18 protein-coding genes are annotated in these 17,390 nt (G+C 61.3%); 6 read left to right on the forward strand and 12 right to left on the reverse strand.

Going from position 1 to position 17,390, the window contains the following annotated elements; all coding sequences use genetic code 11:
* Window positions 1–65: 65 nt before the first annotated feature.
* Both CW354_RS21235 and CW354_RS21240 read right to left on the reverse strand, forming a co-directional pair.
* Entirely contained in the window at window positions 66–1,448 is a 1,383-nt protein-coding gene (locus CW354_RS21235; RefSeq protein ID WP_104832112.1) for an amidohydrolase, read from the reverse strand.
* Window positions 1,449–1,467: 19 nt separating this feature from the next.
* Entirely contained in the window at window positions 1,468–3,069 is a 1,602-nt protein-coding gene (locus tag CW354_RS21240) for an amidohydrolase family protein (RefSeq protein ID WP_207764945.1), read from the reverse strand.
* A gap of 81 nt (window positions 3,070–3,150) precedes the next feature.
* On the opposite strand from CW354_RS21240, the gene CW354_RS21245 reads away from it, so the two are divergent.
* On the forward strand, window positions 3,151–4,182 hold the full coding sequence (locus CW354_RS21245; RefSeq protein ID WP_207764946.1) for a VIT1/CCC1 transporter family protein: 1,032 nt from the start codon (window positions 3,151–3,153) through the stop codon (window positions 4,180–4,182).
* Here the strand turns inward: CW354_RS21245 and CW354_RS21250 are convergent.
* The gene (locus CW354_RS21250) at window positions 4,179–5,156 is read right to left on the reverse strand and encodes an oxidoreductase (RefSeq protein ID WP_104832114.1); all 978 of its coding nucleotides are present in this window, start codon (window positions 5,154–5,156) and stop codon (window positions 4,179–4,181) included. The genes CW354_RS21245 and CW354_RS21250 overlap by 4 nt on opposite strands.
* Window positions 5,157–5,362: 206 nt before the next feature.
* On the opposite strand from CW354_RS21250, the gene CW354_RS21255 reads away from it, so the two are divergent.
* Window positions 5,363–5,740: a BlaI/MecI/CopY family transcriptional regulator gene (locus CW354_RS21255; protein ID WP_104832115.1), complete on the forward strand. Its 378-nt coding sequence runs from the start codon at window positions 5,363–5,365 to the stop codon at window positions 5,738–5,740.
* A complete protein-coding gene (locus CW354_RS21260) occupies window positions 5,727–7,370 on the forward strand; it encodes a M56 family metallopeptidase (protein ID WP_104832116.1) in 1,644 nt (547 codons plus the stop codon). The genes CW354_RS21255 and CW354_RS21260 overlap by 14 nt, the downstream gene beginning before the upstream one ends.
* A gap of 60 nt (window positions 7,371–7,430) precedes the next feature.
* Here the strand turns inward: CW354_RS21260 and CW354_RS21265 are convergent, their stop codons facing one another.
* From CW354_RS21265 to CW354_RS21285, 5 genes are all read right to left on the reverse strand, one after another.
* Complete coding sequence (locus tag CW354_RS21265; protein ID WP_104832117.1) at window positions 7,431–8,219, reverse strand: SDR family oxidoreductase; 789 nt, start codon at window positions 8,217–8,219, stop codon at window positions 7,431–7,433.
* 12 nt (window positions 8,220–8,231) lie between these two features.
* Window positions 8,232–8,795 (reverse strand): nuclear transport factor 2 family protein, encoded by a 564-nt coding sequence (locus tag CW354_RS21270; protein WP_165793890.1) that lies wholly within the window; start codon window positions 8,793–8,795, stop codon window positions 8,232–8,234.
* 47 nt (window positions 8,796–8,842) lie between these two features.
* A complete protein-coding gene (metG, locus tag CW354_RS21275; RefSeq protein WP_104832119.1) occupies window positions 8,843–10,549 on the reverse strand; it encodes a methionine--tRNA ligase in 1,707 nt (568 codons plus the stop codon).
* 72 nt (window positions 10,550–10,621) lie between these two features.
* Window positions 10,622–10,852 carry a DUF2267 domain-containing protein gene (locus tag CW354_RS21280; RefSeq protein ID WP_104832120.1) on the reverse strand — a complete coding sequence of 77 codons (231 nt, stop codon included), beginning with the start codon at window positions 10,850–10,852 and terminating at the stop codon, window positions 10,622–10,624.
* Window positions 10,853–10,881: 29 nt separating this feature from the next.
* Complete coding sequence (locus CW354_RS21285) at window positions 10,882–11,373, reverse strand: GNAT family N-acetyltransferase (protein WP_104832121.1); 492 nt, start codon at window positions 11,371–11,373, stop codon at window positions 10,882–10,884.
* Window positions 11,374–11,804: 431 nt separating this feature from the next.
* Between CW354_RS21285 and CW354_RS21290 the strand changes: the two genes are divergently transcribed.
* Window positions 11,805–12,653, forward strand: coding sequence for a glycine/sarcosine N-methyltransferase (locus CW354_RS21290; protein ID WP_104832122.1), 849 nt, complete (start codon window positions 11,805–11,807; stop codon window positions 12,651–12,653).
* The gene (locus tag CW354_RS21295) at window positions 12,650–13,483 is read left to right on the forward strand and encodes an SAM-dependent methyltransferase (RefSeq protein ID WP_104832123.1); all 834 of its coding nucleotides are present in this window, start codon (window positions 12,650–12,652) and stop codon (window positions 13,481–13,483) included. Before CW354_RS21290 ends, CW354_RS21295 begins: the two co-directional genes overlap by 4 nt.
* 2 nt (window positions 13,484–13,485) lie before the next feature.
* On the opposite strand, the gene CW354_RS21300 is transcribed toward CW354_RS21295, so the two are convergent.
* From CW354_RS21300 to CW354_RS21315, 4 genes are all read right to left on the reverse strand, one after another.
* Window positions 13,486–13,941 (reverse strand): hypothetical protein, encoded by a 456-nt coding sequence (locus tag CW354_RS21300; protein WP_104832124.1) that lies wholly within the window; start codon window positions 13,939–13,941, stop codon window positions 13,486–13,488.
* Between the two features lie 233 nt (window positions 13,942–14,174).
* Complete coding sequence (locus CW354_RS21305) at window positions 14,175–14,558, reverse strand: hypothetical protein (RefSeq protein ID WP_104832125.1); 384 nt, start codon at window positions 14,556–14,558, stop codon at window positions 14,175–14,177.
* Between the two features lie 94 nt (window positions 14,559–14,652).
* Window positions 14,653–15,966, reverse strand: a complete 1,314-nt coding sequence (locus tag CW354_RS21310) for a spinster family MFS transporter (protein ID WP_104832126.1) — start codon at window positions 15,964–15,966, stop codon at window positions 14,653–14,655.
* A complete protein-coding gene (locus tag CW354_RS21315) occupies window positions 15,963–16,274 on the reverse strand; it encodes a hypothetical protein (RefSeq protein ID WP_104832127.1) in 312 nt (103 codons plus the stop codon). Before CW354_RS21315 ends, CW354_RS21310 begins: the two co-directional genes overlap by 4 nt.
* Window positions 16,275–16,369: 95 nt before the next feature.
* On the opposite strand from CW354_RS21315, the gene CW354_RS21320 reads away from it, so the two are divergent.
* A complete protein-coding gene (locus CW354_RS21320) occupies window positions 16,370–17,365 on the forward strand; it encodes an NADPH:quinone oxidoreductase family protein (RefSeq protein ID WP_104832128.1) in 996 nt (331 codons plus the stop codon).
* Window positions 17,366–17,390: the final 25 nt, after the last annotated feature.

Below are 17,390 nucleotides of genomic sequence, written 5' to 3' on the forward strand. Positions count from 1 at the left end.
CCCGCCGCCGCTTGGGTTTTTTAAATCGCTGAACAACCGGCGCGAAGGCCCAAGCCATGCGCCGGTCAGTTCTTCCCGAGAAGCTCCAGCGCGCCGGCGGTCATCGCCTGAACGCCGGTCTTGAGCGCGGGCTCGGGCTGCGGCGCGAAGAAGGGCGAATGGTTCGCCGGCGGCGGCGGCGCCTTGCCTTCCGCAGCCGCTTTCAAGGCTTTCGGGTCCTGCGCGCCGGTCCAGAAGATGAGCGCCGGGATATCTTCAGGCGTGCGGCCGAAGCGCGAGAAATCCTCGCCGCCCATGCTGGCCGGCCGGGCATAGACGCGCTCCGCCCCGATGCTGTCGGCGATGGCGGTCATCACGCGGTCGGTCATCGCCTCGTCATTATACGTCGCCGGCGTGTAATCGCTTTCGATTTTCACGTCCGGCATGAGATCGTCGGGCAGGCCGGCCGACTTCGCCTGGGCGACGGCGATGCGCTCGATCCCGGTCAGCAGTTTTTCGCGCACGCCGTCTTCGTAAGAGCGCACGGTCAGTTGCAGATGCGCCTCGTCGGGAATGATGTTGTGTTTATAGCCCGCCTGGAAAGCGCCGACCGTGACGACGCCGGCCGATTGCGGATCGAGCTCGCGGCTGACAAGCGTCTGCAGCGCATTGACGATCTGCGCGCCGATGACGATCGGGTCCTTGCCCATTTGCGGTGCGGAGCCATGCGCGCCGACGCCGTGAATGATGATGTCGACGCTGTCCACATTGGCGAGCGCCCAGCCCGGCGTGTAGGTGACGTCGCCCGCCGCGTCCCAGCCCGACGTATGCGTCGCGAGAATGTAGTCCGGTTTCGGAAATTTCTTGAAAAGCCCGTCTTCGATCATCGCCAAGGCGCCGAGGCCGATTTCCTCCGCCGGCTGGCCGATGATGACGAGCGTGCCCGACCACTGGTCTTTCATGGCGGCGAGGCGGCGCGCGGTCCCGATCATGATCGCCATATGGCTGTCATGGGCGCAGGCGTGCATCACCGGCGCCTCCTGGCCGAGATAATCGGTCATCGTGACCTTCGAGGCGTAAGGCAGCCCGGTTTTCTCCTCGAGCGGCAGCGCGTCCATATCGGCGCGCAGCATCACCGTCGGCCCTTCGCCGTTCTCCATGACCGCGACCAGCCCATAGCCGGCGACGCCGTCCCCGACTTCGCCGGCGTCCTTTTTGGCCTTGGATTTCGTCCATTTATCGCCGACGCCCGTGGTCACCGTGAAGCCAAGCCCTTCAAGCTCGGCGGCCATGCGTTTGGCGCTTTCGCTTTCCTTGAACGAAAGCTCCGGATTTTTATGGAAGTGCTTGTAAAGATTGAAGACGTAGCCGTAATCTTCAGCCACTGCATCAGCCAGTTCATCGGCATATGCGGCCCCGGAGCCGAGAAAGGCGAGCGAAGCGGCGGCGGCGAGCAACAGTTTTTTCATTGAAATCCTCAGTTCGTCTTCAGTCTTCTGACAGGTCAAAATCGACAATCGGCATGGGCCCCGGCGCAACGCCGAGCCTTTGTTTTTCGGCGGCGACCATGGTTTTGATCTCATCGCGCAGGCGCGCGCCCTCATAAACGACGCCCTTCTTCACCACATAGTCAACGCCGCCGACCCGCACGGGACGATTGGTCTCAGGATCGAGCTTGATGTGGCCGCTGGCGTAAAGCGTCTTCAGATTGGCGAGCGGGTTTTCTTTCACGATGACAAGGTCGGCGCGCTTGCCCACCTGGATCGAGCCGGTTTCGCTTTCGACGCCGAGAATTTTGGCGCCCTGCAGCGTCGCGGCGTTGATCACTTCGAGCGGATGGAACCCCGCCTCGCGCAGCATTTCCATTTCCTCGATAAAGCCGAAACCGTAGGTCGAATAAATATAGCCGGCGTCTTCGCCGACGCCGACCTTGCCGCCGCGGTTCTTATATTCCTCGATGAACCGCATCCAAAGCCGATAATTTTCTTTCCAGGCCGCTTCCTGCTCCGTGCCCCAGTCGAACCAGTAAGAGCCGTGGGCGTTGCGGTCCGGCGCGTAGAATTTCCAGAGCGAGGGCATGGTGTATTCGTCATGCCATTCGGCGCGGCGCTTGCGCATCCAGTCGCGGCTCGAGGAATAGATGGAAAAGGTCGGGACGATCGAAAACCCGCGCTCTAAAAGCGTCGACATCACCTCTTCCCAGCGTTTCGAATCCGGTCCCGCCGCCTGTTTCCAGAGCTTACCGGCGTTTTCGAAACGGTGCTGCTCGTCATTGTAATTATAATCGAGCGGATAATCCTGCAGCGTGCGGTCGTCGAACAGCGCTTCGGGCAGCCCGTACCAGTGCTCCATGGAGCCGAGCCCGTGCGCCGAGGTGTCCATGACATCGGCATGGGCGACGTCGAGCTGCGCATGGTGCATGGTGGTTTTGAGGTTCTGTTTTTTGGCCTCCTCAAGCCCGGCCCATAAAATCTCTTCCGGCGCGCCGAAGAATTTGACGCCCACGGCGCCGTCGCGTTTCAACTGGCGAATGCGGTCGCGCGCCTCGTCGGCTGAGTCCACCTCGCCGGCGGTCCAGCCGCGAAACACCGGATAAGGATAAATCGTCGGCGCGTCGATTTCATTCTTCGCAGAGCGGCGCGCGACGCCGGCCGTCCAGGCGGCGCCCGCATCGTTGCCAAGCTCGCGCACCGAGGTGATCCCGTGGGCGAGCCAGAGTTTGAAAATGTAGTCCGGCGGGACGCCCTGCCCCGTATCCTTGTTATGGATATGTCCGTGGAGATTGATGAAGCCGGGCATGACATACATGCCTTCCGCGTCGATCTCGCGCGCGCCCGGCGCGGGGCGGTCTTCTTTCATCGGCAGGCCCGGCGCGCCGACCGCAACGATTTCGGTGATGCGCCCGTCCTCGACCACAATATCCGCCGGCCCGAAAGGCGGCGCGCCGGCGCCGTCGATCACCGTGGCGCCGCGGATCACCAGCCGGTCATACGGCCCCTCGCCCAGCGCTCGCGCCGGAACGGACTGCGCCCCTGCGGCGGCGCACATCGTGAAAACCGCCGCGACGAGCGCCATAATTCTTGCTGACACGCTGAAATCACCCCTACAGTCATCACTCTGCTCACAGTCTAACCCATTCGCGGGAAAGGCAAAGCCCGCATTCAAAGCCGCATGATGAAGCCCGATCCGCTTTTCGCTCGCTGGCGTTCGGAAAAGACCGCCGCTTATCTCTGCGCCGCCGTCGCCGCGGCCGAACGCTCCCTTGCCGGCAAAAAACTGTTCAACGACATGGCCGGGGCCGCCGAAGAGCAGGCCGGCATCATCGCCGAAGAAATGCAGGCGAAACCGGTTTTCCGGCCGTCGCTGCGCTCGCGCCTGATTAAAAAGATGATCAAGACCTTCGGGCCGAGACGGATGCGCGCCATCCTCGCCGCCACAAAGGTAAGGGGCGTTTCTTTCTATTCCGGTCCGGTGCTGCGCCCCGGGCACCCGATGCCGACCGATGTGGAGAAAATCGGAGAGCGCCATCGCGGCGGCGGCGGCTCGCTGCGCGCGGCGGTCTTCGGCGTCAATGACGGCCTCATTTCCAACACCTCGCTGGTCATGGGCGTGTCGGGCGCCGCGCTTGCGCCGGATGCAATCGTTCTCACCGGCGTTGCCGGACTGCTCGCCGGCGCGTTTTCCATGGCCGCCGGCGAATATGTCTCCGTGCGTTCGCAGCGCGAGATGTACGAATACCAGATCAGCCAGGAGCGCGAGGAACTGGAGCTCTATCCGGAAGAAGAAGCCGAGGAGCTCGCCCTCATCTATCACGCCCGGGGGATGCCGCTTGAGGATGCCCGCAGCATCGCCAACGATCTGATCGCGGATCCCGAAGCGGCGCTCGACGCGCTGACGCGGGAAGAACTTGGCCTTGACCCCGACAATCTTGGCTCTCCTTTCGGCGCCGCGATGTCCTCATTTCTCGCTTTTACAGGCGGCGCCGTCATCCCGCTGCTCCCGTTCCTGCTTGGCGCGAAGGCGGCCGCTATTCCCGTCGCCGCCGGTCTTGCCGGCGCGAGCCTCTTCGTGATTGGCGCAGCGCTGAGCTTGTTTTCAGGCAAGGGCGCGCTGGCTGGCGGCGCGCGCATGTTGCTCATCGGCGCGCTGGCCGGCGGCGCAACCTATTTCATCGGATCCTTGTTCGGGGTTGCCGCCGCCTAAGCCTGCGCCGACAGGATCATGGCTTCGCTCAATTCCCAGAGCCGCTCGGCCCCGGCGTCGTCGACCGCCCATTCGGCGACGTTGCGCCAGCGCGGCTCTTCCGGCGTCGACATCGCCGCAATGTCGCAATCCTCGCAATATTCGCCGCCGCGATCGTCAAGCAGCGGGCTTGTCGCCGCCCAGAGCAGCGACGCCGCGCCCTGATCCGGCGTCTTGATATAGCCCTTGGCCTCTTCGGAAACCTCGCCGTCCTCGGTCAGCCAGCCCATGAGCACCAGTTCCTCCTTGGTGATATGGCGCATGATCGGCGTCAGGATGGGCCCCGGATGCACGGAAAAGGACTTGACCCCTTCGCCGCTGCGTCGGTTGTTCACTTCGAGCGCAAACAGCGCATTGGCGGTCTTCGACTGGCCGTAAGCGACCCATTTGTCATAGGGCTCTTTTTCGAAATTGACGTCGTCCCAATGAATCTTCGAGCGCTTATGAGCGACCGACGAGGTCGTCACCATGCGCGCGCCGCCGGCGTTCAGAAGATAGGGCATCAGCTCGCGCGCCAGCACGAAATGGCCGAGATGGTTGACCGCGAACTGCTTCTCCCAGCCCGGCCCAACACGGGCTTCCGGACAAGCCATGATCCCGGCGTTGTTGAAGAGAAAATGGATGGCGTTGTGGGCGTCGCCGATTTCCGCCGCGCATTCATAAACGCTGGTCAGATCCGCAAGATCCATGTCGACGGCCGCCGCCGCAAGGCCGTTCGAGGCGAGCGCCTCGTCGGCCCGCGATTTGTTGCGCGCCGGCACGATCACTTCCGCGCCCGCCGCGCTCAGCGCCTTGACGACTTCAAGCCCGATCCCCGAATAGCCGCCGGTGACGACCGCCGTCTTGCCCGCAAGATCGACCCCCTCCATCACTTCGCTGGCGGCGGTGTGAGGGCCGAAGCCCGTCTTTAAGGGAATCTGGTTTTCGGCGGGCATGTCCGGCTCCTAAGCGACGTTTCTGCTGCTGATCTCCCCGCGGCGAAGGACCATAATCTGCGCCGAAAGCCGTGACCACCCGGGAATTAGGACAGTGCGAATCTTTCCGCTTGTTCATCTGAGCCGCCGCCCTTTCGCTATTGACTACACTTGTAGTCCCTATATAGCCTACAACTGTAATCGCTAACGCGGAGCGCCAGAGCCCTATGTCCGGCCAAATCACCAAAGCCGAGTTCGAGATCATGCATGTCTTATGGGACGAAAGCCCCATGGCGGCGGCCGATATCGCCGATAAGCTGGCCGAAGACACCGGCTGGAGCCTGAAGACGGTCAAGACGCTGATCTCGCGGCTCGTGGAAAAAGGCGCCGTCGCCCATGAACCGGACGGGCGGCGTTATCTCTACCGCCCGAATGTGAGCCGCCAGTCCTATGCGCGCGGCGCAACGAAAAAACTCGCCGACCAGCTTTTCGGCGGGCGCGCGGCGCCGCTCGTCGCCCACCTCGCTGAGGGAGAAGGCCTTTGCGAAGACGACATCCAGGACCTTGAAGCGCTGGTGAAGGAGTTGAAACGTGACAGTGATTGATCTTGTCCGCTGGCTGGCGGAAACCTCGCTCGCGGTCAGCATCCTTATCCTCCTGGTGCTGATCATCAGGAAACCCTTCGCTAAGGCCTTCGGCGCCCGCGCCGCTTACGCGCTCTGGCTTGCCCCCGCGGCGCGGCTCTTTCTCCCTGAGTTGAAGCTTCTGCCCGCGCCAGTAGAGATGGCGACGGCTGTGTTTGAGCCGGCTTCTGTTTTTTATCCGACAACAACCATTATCGCCGACGCCGCACCCGCCTTTGACTGGGCGTCGCTCGCCGCGGCTGTCGGTCTGATCCTGTGGGCGACCGTCGCTTTCGCCTGGTTCAGCCTCAAACTGGAATTACAGGCGCGCTACCGGCGCGAACGCTTGGCAGCTTCTAAGGCGCCTTCACTCGTGCTGGCGGAAATGGCGCAGGCCATCGCCCGCGAACTCGGTCTACGCCGCACGCCCGTCATACGCATCAGCAAGGACGATGCGGCGGGGCCCTGCGTCATCGGGCTTTTCCGCCCTGTTGTGTTCCTGCCCGCCGGTTTCGAAGACAATTACGCAAGCCGCGAACAGCGCCTCGCCCTCGCCCATGAAATCGCCCATGTGGCGCGCGGCGACATGGCCGTCATGCTGGCCGCCTTCGCTTTTCAAGCCTTGCAATGGCCAAACCCGCTCGCACACCTGTCGTTCCGCGCTTTTCGCACCGACCAGGAAGCCGCCTGCGACGCGTTTGTGCTCGCGCGCTGTGCAAAAGGAAACAAAGCCGCCGGCGATTACGCCGCCGCCATCTTAAAATCCGTCCGCACGGGCGTGAAAACGCCTTCCCACGCCCTTGCGCTCGCCCATCCCGTAAAGGAGAGATTGATGCTCTTGAAGTCCCCTAAAAAAAGCCGCTTGCGGCTTCTCGCTGGCGCGGCCGCCGTCTCCGTATTCACAGCCGCAAGCCTCGCCGCAACCGCCTCTTACGGTTTCGCCGACGAAAAATCCGGCGAACAGGAAGCGCGCGCCGTCGCCAATAAAACGATAAAAACCACCATCATCACGGCCGACGGCGATGAGACGCTCAATGTTGAAGGCGTAGACGGCGCGCGCAAGATCCAAATCGAGGAGGAAAACGGCGCGCGGACGGTTCGCATCTACGACAAGGATGGCGAACTGATTTCCGAGAACATCTATGGTCCGGGTGCGGATTTTCCCTTCAAAACCGTAAGGATTACGGATGAAGACGGGACCGAAAAGGAACTCAGCATCGCCGGCGCCAAAGGCGATTACATGATCCTCGGCGGCGACATCGACGGCGAATTTCACCAGCTGACGAAAGGCATGGAAAAGGACGTCGTATTTTTCTCCAAATCAGGAAAAGACGGCGCCATGCCGCACGACTTCCATGCGGTAGGCTGCGACAGCGAAGGCGACAATCTTTCAGTCTTTGTCTGGAAAGACGAAGACGGAGGCGATGAAAACGAGACGATCACCCGGGAGGTCCTGTGTCTCGATGACAGCGAGGCCGGTCCGGAAAAACGCGCCGAAGCGCTGCGCAAAACGATCAAACTTATGGAAGAGGACGCTGAGCGCCGCAAGGAGCACATCGCCAAGATGAAGCAAGAGCTGAAAAAAGCCGAGAAAGAGGCGAAGAAGAAATAAACTTCGGCGTGTTTCTCCTCCCCCGCAAGCGGGGGAAGAAATCCTACGCAAACGAATATGCTATCCCCAAGCCTGGCCGATCTGCGAATAGGCGACGCCGCCGTCGACGGCGAGGGTGTCGCCCACCACATAATCGCCGGCGCGCGAGGCGAGGAACACCGCAACGCCCGCCATGTCGCTCGGCCGGCCGATGCGTTTGGCCGGGATCATATCGGCGACGGCGTCGCCATGATCCTTCGCCGCCTTGTTCATCTCAGAGGCGAACGCGCCCGGCGCGATGCCGGCGACGCAGATATTGTCATTGATAAGCCGGGCCGCCATGCGCCGCGTCAGATGGATGACCGCCGCTTTCGAGGCCTGGTAAGCGTAAGTTTCCCACGGGTTGATCTTGATGCCGTCGATGGAGGCGATGTTGATCACCTTGCCGGGCCTGTCTTCGCTCGCCGCGGCTTTCATGAGGCCGTGCAGTTTCTGGGTCAGGAAGAACAGCGACTTCACATTGAGGTCCATGGTCTTGTCCCAGCCGCTTTCGGGATACTCGTCGAACTCCGCGCCCCAGGCCGCGCCCGCATTGTTGACCAGGATGTCGAGCTTTAACTCGTGCGTCTTCAGCTCCGTCGCCAGCGCTTCGCAGCCTTCGACCGTCGAGAGATCGTGCGGCAGCGACACGCAGGAGCCGTATTGCGAGAGCTCTTCGGCCGCCTGATCGCATTGCGGCGCCTTGCGCGCGGTGATGTAGACTTTCGCGCCCTGCTCAAGAAACCCTTGCGCGATCATCTTGCCGATGCCGCGCGAGCCGCCGGTCACCAGCGCCGTGCGCCCGTCGAGCGAGAAAAGGTCTTTCATCATCGAGGAAGTCTCCTATTGCGGAGGATAATACCAGAAGCGTTTCACCTTGCCGTCAATGATTTCATACACAACGACGGAAGACTGGCTCATGCGCTCGCCGCCCTCCTCCCAGACGGGGCGCTCGATGGCGGTGACGAAATGACCGTTCACCGAAATATGCTCAAGGCTCGACGAGACGGATGGATAGGCCTCGAAATAGGCGACGAGTTCGTCGTGCAGCTGCTCGGCGCTCGTGGTCACCGTGCTCGCCTGCTCGCCGGAAAGCTCGATCCAGGTCACGTCGGGCGCCCAGAATTCGCGCATCTTGTCGGCGTCATGGTCGTTAAAGGCGGCCATCAGCCCGTTCACCACCTCGACATTGTCGCCCGACGCCGGCGGCGGGCCCGCACGCTCCGCATCGGGCGAGCAGGCGGCGAAGAAAAGACATGCGCAAAACAGCGACAACAGCGCAACAAAACCGCCTCCCCCTTGAGGGGAGGCCGAAATCTTCGATTTCGGGAGGGGGTTAACTAGCGACACCGAAAAACTTTCCCATTCTTTCTTTTCGTTCTCCCCCACCCGAAATTGCTGCCGCAATTTCGACCTCCCCTCAAGGGGGGGGGAGGTGAAGAGACGCGCCCACCCTACTCCGCTCCGAATTGGTCGCGCCATGCGGCCACCTGGTCTTCCTCGATCTTGGCGAAGAGAACATCCGGCGGCGTGAAGCTTTCCCCGCCCTTGAAGCGCGAAAGCGCCTCGCCCGCCGAAGACGGCCAGCGCGAGGCCTCTTCCGGATCGAGGCCGAAAATAGCAAACATCTTGTCCGCCGTGAACGGAATGACGGGGCGCGACAGCGCCGCAAAGAGAACGATGAGATTGAGCGCGCAACGCACGGAGGCGGCGGCCTTTTCGCGGTCTTCCTTGATCGCCGTCCAGGGCGCGGCGATCTGCAGATATTCGTTGCCCGCCACCCAGATCGCGCGCAAATCGACAAACGCCTTCCTGAACTCCATCAGCTCGAGATTGTCCGTATAGGATTTAATCTTGGCGTCGAGCTCCTTTTCGAGCGCGGCTTCGGCCTCTCCATAGGCGCCTTCGGCGGGAACTTCCTCGCCGAAACGCGCCTTGCAAAAGCGGGTGATGCGGTTGACGAAATTGCCGAGAACGTCGGCGAGATCCTTGTTCACAACGCTCGCGAAATGTTCGAGCGTGAAGGAGGCGTCGTCGGATTCCGGCGCATTCGCCATCAGGTGCCAGCGCCAGTAATCGGCGGGCAACAGCTCCAGCGCCTGATCCATGAAGATCCCGCGGTTCTGGCTGGTCGAAAACTTGCCGCCATACCAGGTGAGCCAGTTGAGCGACTTCAAGGCGTCCACCGTCTTCCACGGCTCTTCCGAGCCGAGAATGGTCGCCGGAAAACTCACCGTGTGAAAGGCGACATTGTCCTTGCCCATGAATTGCACATAGGAGACATCGCCGGCGCCCTTGTCCGTGCGCCACCAGCTTTCCCAATCGCCGCCTGTTTTCTGCGCCCATTCTTCCGTGGCGCCGATATATTCGATGGGCGCGTCGAACCAGACGTAAAACACCTTGTTTTCAAAGCCCGGCCGGGCTTCGCCTTCATAGGCGACGGGAATGCCCCATTTGAGATCGCGGGTGATGGAGCGGTCGCGCAAGCCTTCTTTCAGCCATTTGCCCGCAATGGATTTCGTCAGCTGCGGCCAGTCCTTTTTCGAGGCGACCCAGTCGGCGATGCGGTCCTGCATCTGCGCCTGCAAAAGATAAAGATGCTTCGTCTCGCGCACCTCGACATTCTTCGATCCGGAAATCGCCGAGTACGGATCAATCAGATCGACCGGATCGAGCAGACGCCCGCAACTGTCGCACTGGTCGCCGCGCGCCTTTTCATAACCGCAATGGGGACATGTCCCTTCCACATAACGGTCGGGCAGAAAGCGTTCGTCATCGACGGAATACACCTGATGGTCCAGGCGCTCTTCGATAAGCCCGTTTTCCTCCAGCACATGGGCGAAATGCTGGGTCAGGCGATGGTTGGGCGGGTTCGAGGAGCGCCCGAAATGGTCGAAGGAAAGGCCGAAGCGGTCGCCGGCGTCCTTCTGGATTTCATACTGCTCGCGGCAATAGGCGGCGACGTCCTGGCCGGCGGCCCGGGCGGCGAGCTCCGCCGGCGTGCCGTGCTCGTCCGTGGCGCAGATGAAGAGCGTCTCATGGCCCTGCTGGCGCTTGAACCGGGCATAGACGTCGGCCGGCAGCATGGACCCCACAAGGTTTCCCAAGTGTTTGATTCCATTGATATAGGGCAGCGCCGAGGTGATCAGGATGCGGGCCATGCGGGGGTCTTTCCTTGGGACTGGCCCGGTCTATAGCGGGATGCGCCCCGACTCCACAAGAAATCCCGCGCCTTAAGCGGGCCAGAGGGGCTTCAAGGCCGCAGGCGGCTTCGCCGCCAAGGCCCGGCCGGGCTCCGGCGGCAGGGCATTGGCGGTCTCGAGGGCGTCTTCATCGAAAACGCTGGCGCGCAACACCGCCATGACGGCGCGCATCATCGCCTGCGCCTGGTTGAGCGTCGCCAGCATGGCTTTGTCTTTCAGGGCGACGAGCCATTTCTGGTGCTGCCCGGAGGCGAATTCCACATCGCAAGGCCGGGTCCTGGCGCTCCGTCCTACAGCGCCTTGAACATGATATGCGCGTCCACCGTCCCCCGCGTCGGATGACGGAACGCCCCGGGGACCGCGCCGATGATCTCCATGCCGGCTCTTTTCCAGGCCTTGATCGCCGCGGCGTTTGTGGAAACGACCAGATTGAACTTCATGCCGCGAAAGCCCATGGCGCGCGCCTGCTCCTGCGACTGGCGGCAGAGCGCCGTTGCAAGCCCCTTCCCCCGCGCCGCCTCGGCGACCACGTAGCCGGCGTTGCAGATATGATCGCCCGGCCCGCCCTGGTCGGGCCTTAAATAATAAACTCCGACGACGGCGCCGCCCGCATCGCGCGCAACGGCGTTATAGCCGTCCTGTTTGATCCAATAGCGTTTGGCGGACGCCTCGGTCACGTCTCTCGGCAAAGGATAACTATCGCCCGCGCGAAAGGCCGGCTCAAGGACACGCCAGACCTCCGGCCAGTCGTCTTCGTGTTGTTGCGCTACAGTGAAATTCATGCTTTCGTTTCTTATGCCGGCGCAGATACGCGCTAATTCATCCGTTTACGGATTTGTTATGCAATACAAGTTTTCATCGCCTTACAGTCGATGCCTGTCGCGCATTCTGGATGCGCACATATTTCGCATCGAATTAACCGGTATTTCGCACAATATGTCGCAGGCGCGCAATAAAACCATCAAGACTTGTCCCATTCTTGTCCCACCACAGAAAAAACTTTGAATCTATTGGTCTTTGCACGGATTTTTAAAATGCAGTGAAAACCGCATAAAATAAGAAAAATACCAAAAAATTCCCCTTCTGTGGTTTAAATCGGCGCATGATCGCGTTACATTAGGCGCGAAATCAGAAATCGCAGCCTTCGCCCTGCCGAATTGCCCCCAGCAATCCGCGGGGAAGGGTTTTGTTTAGCATCAAACGAGTGGAATTCATGGCCTCAAATCAAGAGACTACCGCAATTGCAGAAAAAGAGAGCAAAGACGGCGCGACTCAGGATTTCGGCGACAACCCGATCGAAGTTCGCGAAACCGACCATTATCAGGAAGAATATGTTCACGGTTTCGTCGACAAATGGGACGAATTGATCGACTGGGACGCGCGCGCGCAGAGCGAAGGACAGTTCTTCATCGACATGCTGAAAGCGCGCGGCAAGAAAACCGTGCTCGACGTCGCCTGCGGCACCGGCTTTCATTCCGTGCAGCTTCTCAAGGCCGGTTTTGACGTCACCAGCGTCGACGGCTCGGCGGAAATGGTGACCAAAGCGTTCGAGAACGCCCGCAAACGCGGCCTTGTTCTCAAGACGGCGCATGCGGATTGGCGCTGGCTTAACCGCGACATTCACGGCAAGTTCGACGCCATCATTTGTCTCGGCAATTCATTCACGCACCTGTTCAAGGAATCGGACCGGCGGCGCGCGCTTGCGGAGTTTTACGCCGCGCTCAAACATGACGGCGTTCTGATTCTCGACCAGCGCAATTACGACGCCATTCTCGATGTCGGCTTCGATTCGAAACACAAATATTATTATTGCGGCGACCAGGTGACGGCGGAGCCGGAGCATATGGACAACTCGTTGGCGCGCTTCCGCTACACCTTCCCGGACGGGTCGGTTTATCACCTCAACATGTTCCCGCTGCGCAGAGCCTATATGCGCAATCTCATGAAGGAAGTCGGCTTCCAGAAGGTCAACACCTATGGCGACTTCCAGGAGACTTTCGACGATCACGATCCGGACTTTCTCGTCCACATCGCGGACAAGACCTACATCGAGGAAAAATGAGTCAGACAGAACAGATAACCGAAACGGCGCGCGACTATTACGATAGTGAAGACGCGGACAATTTCTACCACGCAATCTGGGGTGGCGAAGACATCCATATCGGCCTTTACGACGGGTCGAATTCGATCAAGGAAGCCAGCCACCAGACCGTCCTTTACATGGCGAAGCGGCTGAAGAACCTGAAGCCCGGCGCGAAAGTGCTCGACATCGGCGCCGGCTATGGCGGCGGCGCGCGCACGCTCGCAAGAGAGTTCGGCGCCCATGTCACCTGTCTCAATCTTTCCACGGTTGAGAACGACCGCAACCGCGCCATGAACAAGGAACAGGGCCTTGACGACAAGGTCTCGGTCATCGACGGGTCATTCGACGACATTCCTTGCGACGATAATGAGTTCGACATCGTCTGGTCGCAGGATGCAATTCTTCACGCGGCGGACCGGACAAAGGTCTTGGAGGAAGCTGCGCGGGTGCTGAAAAAAGGCGGGGAGATTATCTTCACCGACCCGATGCAGGCGGACGGCCTGAAAGATCCGTCGGTGTTGCAGCCGGTCTACGACCGCATTCACCTGTCAAGCCTCGGCTCCATCGGCTTTTACCGCGACGAGCTGAAAAAACTCGGCTTCAAGGAAGTCTCGGTCGAAGATCTCACCCATCAGCTGCGCACCCATTACGCAACGGTCCGCCAGGAGCTTGCCGACCGGCGCGGCGAACTCGAGGGCAAGATCTCCTCGGATTATATCGACCACATGCTTGCAGGACTGAAACACTGGGTCGACGGCGCCGACAATGGCTACCTCGCCTGGGGCATCCTGCATTTCGAAAAAGCCTAACCTCAGGCTGCTTCCGCAACAGGAATCGTATCGAGGGCGCCGGCGGCGCCCTCGAGCGCGTTTGAAGCCGCCGTCAGCATGTCGGCGAGCGTAAAGCCGTTGGCGTAAGCCGCAAGGAACGCGACAAAGGCGAGAAGGCCTGTCGTGCGCGAAACCGTGCGGCGCGCCGCCAGAAACAAGAGCACCCCGCCGACAAGCTGCAAGGGGCCGGTGAGCCCGCTCGAGGCCAGCGACGGAAACACCGCGCCGAGAAGCCCGAAATCGCCGGTCGCCGTCATGGGCTGGCCGCTGGCGATGGACGTTGCGCCGGTCAGGGACAAAAACCCCGCGCCGGCGCCTTGCGCGCAATCCTTGACCATGCAGGCAAGCGCGCCGAGCGGACCGCCGTAAAGGCTCCCATTCGCTCGCGCCGGCCTGACATCGTAGCGCGCCCCCGCGCCTCTGATTGCTGTGGTCATTTTCAGTCTCCCCTGTCTTCGCCTCGGAAAATGTCTCCGATTTCACAATCTTTTTCCGAAAAAGCGCGCCTGGCGTGGCCGAATTGGGGCCGAAGCGGGGCGCACGCTTTCGTGAATGCCGATGACCGAAGACTAGCGTGCGCACGGGCTCTCGCTCTGTGACGGACGACACAAAGGAATTGCGGTTATGATTCTGAATTTGCGCGGGCCTCGCGTAGAAGGCGAAACCGCTTTCAGCTTCTTCGCGTTAAACGAATAAACGCGGCGCCGATGAAGACAAGACCAAGCGCGATGACGGCGCTGAAAACCGGAAAGGCGACGATCAACCCTTCCGATTCGCAATCGAGAAGCAGCGCCTCGCCGCGCTGATGAGCGGCCTGCTGTTCGGCTTCGCATTTCGGGATCATTTCGCTGAGCGCATATTCCTTCACCCCCAGCACCGCCCCGGCGCCGAGCGCGAGCACGATGACCAGCGCCAGCAACAACGCCATGAACGCCGCGCCGCCGGAGCCGCGCAGGCCCTTCGCCGTCACCCCAAGCGCGACAAGCGCGGCGAGCGCGGCCGGAACGGCGATGAGGCTGACGGCGCCGATATCGCTTGAAAGAAACTCGCTCATGGCGCTCCTCCGCTGACAAGCGCCTCGTCTAGCCCCATTTCACCTTGGCGGCCTTGTATGATTTCGCCATGATCGAGCTTCCCGGCTCTCCTCGTCATGAAACGGACTCCCCAGTGGCTTTCGCCCAGTCGGCGGGCAGCTTGCGCGCCGTCCAGAAAAAAGCGATGGCCGCGAGAAGGCTCGACCCGCCAAGCGTCGTCAGGGCGAGTCTGAGCCCCGTCACGTCGCCATAGCTGGCGGCGAAAATATCGGAGAGGGCGCCGACCCACAAAGGGCCGAAACCGAGCGCAATGAGATTGAGGATGAAAAAGAAAAACGCCGTCGCGACAGCCCTGAACCGCACCGGCGCCAGCGTCTGCACCAGCGAAAAGCTCGGCCCCAGATAAAAGCCCAGCCCGATCAGAAACGGCGCCGACCAGAAAAACGCCCAGAAGGGCGCCGGCGCCCAGATCGTCGCCCAGCCCACGGGAATGGTCAGCAACATGCCGAGCCCCGGCAACCAGGCGTAAGCGCCTTTATCGTTTTTGCCGAAGCGGTCGGTGAGCCAGCCGCCCGCCCAGGTGCCGATCCCGTAAACGACGCCATTCAAAATGCCGAGCGGCACGGTGATTTCGAGATAGCCGAGCTCGTAAGTGCGGCGGTAAAAATCGACGATCCACATCGCCGTGCCGTAGCCCGTGAAAGACGCGAACGTCACCGCAATCGTAACGCCCCAATAGGTCGGGATCGACAGAAGATGTGCGAGCCCTTGCTTGAATCCGACTTTCACCGCCGCCGCCGCGCCGTCATGAACGCCGCGTATGGGCTCCTTCACCGCCAGCTTTAAAAGAATGGCGAGAAGCACGCCCGGCACGCCGACAATAAAAAACGTCCCGCGCCAGCCATATTGAGACAGCACCCAGCCGCCGGCGAGAAAAGCGAACATCTGCCCGAAGGGAATGCCGAGGGAATAAATGGCGAGCGCGCTTGCGCGTTTTTCCTTCGGAAAATAATCGGAAATAAGCGAATGCGCCGGCGGCGATCCGCCCGCCTCCCCGATGCCGACGCCAAGGCGCGCCAGCATCAATTGCGTTGCATTCATCGCCAGGCCGGAAAGCGCGGTAAAGGCCGACCACAAGCCGAGCGAAACCGCCACGATGTTGACCCGGTTCCAGCGGTCCGCCGCCCAGGCGATGGGAATGCCCAGCGTCGTATACAAAACGGCGAAAGCGAGGCCTTTCAACAGGCCCAAAACGGAGTCCGAAAGCCCGAGATCTTCTTTGATCGCCGGCGACAGGATCGCGATGATCTGCCGGTCGATGAAGTTGAAAGTGTAAACCAGCGTCAGCAAGCCCAGCACGAAATAGCTGTAGCGGCTTGCGGATTGTTCCGGCGCCGGCGCTGTCGGCGCGTTTTTCTCCGCCGTCACAGCCGAAAGCCCGTCACGCAGGCGACGCCCGAGGAGCCGACCGCCGTCACGGCGCGCGGATTGTCGATCGTCATCAGTGAACGGATCGCCGCGAGCGTTGAATCGGCGCGCGACAGACGCAGCGTGTAGCGGGCGAGATCCTGCAAATCTTCGCTGGAAAGCCGTTCATCGAGTTCGTCGACCATGCAGTCGGCGGTCCCCGCCGGAATGCCGATGGCGCGGAACCGGTCCTGCAGCGTATAGCGCGCCGCCGTGGCGCAACCCGCCATCATCGCTGCAGCGAGCGCTGCAAATATCCATTTTGGCATCCGGCGTCCCTTCCCTCGTCTTCTGCGATTGATCATTTATGTGGCCCGCAACAATGCGTAAGATCACACTGCAACGCAAGGAAGAAGGGCGCCCCATGAAAGCGATGATGAGCCACGAGCCCGGCGGGCCGGAAACATTGAAACTGACTGAAGCCGAAACGCCCGAGCCCGGGCCGGGCCAGCTGCGCATTGCGGTGAAGGCGGCGGGCGTCAATTTTCCCGACACCCTCATCATCAAGGACCTTTACCAGTTCAAACCGCCCCGCCCCTTCGCGCCGGGCGGCGAGGTCGCCGGGACCGTCGAAGCGGTCGGCGACGGCGTCGAAGGGTTCGAAGCCGGCGACCGCGTGCTTTCCGGAGGGATCAATGGCGGCTTTGCGACGCATTTCATCGCCGAAGCAGCGCGCACGCACAAGATTCCGGACGCCATGCCTTTCGATGAAGCCGCCTCCTTCATGCTCACCTATGGCACGTCGCACTATGCGCTGAAGGACCGCGCGAAGATAACAGAAGGCGACACGCTGTTTATCCTCGGCGCGGCGGGCGGCGTCGGCGCGGCGGCGATCGAGCTCGGCAAGGCCTTCGGCGCGAAAGTCGTCGCCGGGGTGTCTTCGGAAGACAAAGCCGCCTTCTGCAAGGAGATCGGCGCCGACGAAACGCTCGTCTATCCGCGCGCGCTCGACCGCGATGCGCAAAAAGCGCTGTCGGGCGAAATCAAGAAACTTTGCGGCGGCGAAGGCGCGGACATCGTCTATGACGCCGTCGGCGGCGATTACGCCGAACCCGCCCTGCGCGCCCTCGCCTGGGAAGGGCGCTTCCTCGTGGTCGGATTTCCCGCCGGCATTCCGAAAATCCCCTTGAACCTGACGCTGCTTAAATCCTGCGAGATCGTCGGCGTTTTCTGGGGCGCCTTCACCATGCGCAATCCCGCAAAGAATGCGGACTATGTCGCCGAGCTTTTCCGGTTTTATGAAGAGGGCAAGATCCGTCCCCATGTGACGGGCGTTTTTCCGCTCGAAGAAGCGGCGAAAGCGCTTGAAATGCTTCAAGACCGCAAGGTCATGGGCAAGATCGTGCTGACGGTGGAGTAAATCCCGCTTCATTGCCTCTCTGTCG

This window comes from Hyphococcus luteus (assembly GCF_002943565.1).
In the GTDB taxonomy this organism is placed as follows: Bacteria; Pseudomonadota; Alphaproteobacteria; order Caulobacterales; family Parvularculaceae; genus Hyphococcus; species Hyphococcus luteus.

What these genes read in the sequence shown, in the direction of transcription:
- CW354_RS21320 (WP_104832128.1), top strand. Translation starts at nt 16,370, where the DNA reads ATGAAAGCGATGATGAGCCACGAGCCCGGCGGGCCGGAAACATTGAAA.
- CW354_RS21255 (WP_104832115.1), top strand. Translation starts at nt 5,363, where the DNA reads ATGTCCGGCCAAATCACCAAAGCCGAGTTCGAGATCATGCATGTCTTA.
- CW354_RS21265 (WP_104832117.1), bottom strand. Translation starts at nt 8,219, where the DNA reads ATGATGAAAGACCTTTTCTCGCTCGACGGGCGCACGGCGCTGGTGACC.
- metG (WP_104832119.1), bottom strand. Translation starts at nt 10,549, where the DNA reads ATGGCCCGCATCCTGATCACCTCGGCGCTGCCCTATATCAATGGAATC.
- CW354_RS21295 (WP_104832123.1), top strand. Translation starts at nt 12,650, where the DNA reads ATGAGTCAGACAGAACAGATAACCGAAACGGCGCGCGACTATTACGAT.
- CW354_RS21290 (WP_104832122.1), top strand. Translation starts at nt 11,805, where the DNA reads ATGGCCTCAAATCAAGAGACTACCGCAATTGCAGAAAAAGAGAGCAAA.
- CW354_RS21300 (WP_104832124.1), bottom strand. Translation starts at nt 13,941, where the DNA reads ATGACCACAGCAATCAGAGGCGCGGGGGCGCGCTACGATGTCAGGCCG.
- CW354_RS21245 (WP_207764946.1), top strand. Translation starts at nt 3,151, where the DNA reads ATGATGAAGCCCGATCCGCTTTTCGCTCGCTGGCGTTCGGAAAAGACC.
- CW354_RS21235 (WP_104832112.1), bottom strand. Translation starts at nt 1,448, where the DNA reads ATGAAAAAACTGTTGCTCGCCGCCGCCGCTTCGCTCGCCTTTCTCGGC.
- CW354_RS21250 (WP_104832114.1), bottom strand. Translation starts at nt 5,156, where the DNA reads ATGCCCGCCGAAAACCAGATTCCCTTAAAGACGGGCTTCGGCCCTCAC.
- CW354_RS21305 (WP_104832125.1), bottom strand. Translation starts at nt 14,558, where the DNA reads ATGAGCGAGTTTCTTTCAAGCGATATCGGCGCCGTCAGCCTCATCGCC.
- CW354_RS21285 (WP_104832121.1), bottom strand. Translation starts at nt 11,373, where the DNA reads ATGAATTTCACTGTAGCGCAACAACACGAAGACGACTGGCCGGAGGTC.
- CW354_RS21315 (WP_104832127.1), bottom strand. Translation starts at nt 16,274, where the DNA reads ATGCCAAAATGGATATTTGCAGCGCTCGCTGCAGCGATGATGGCGGGT.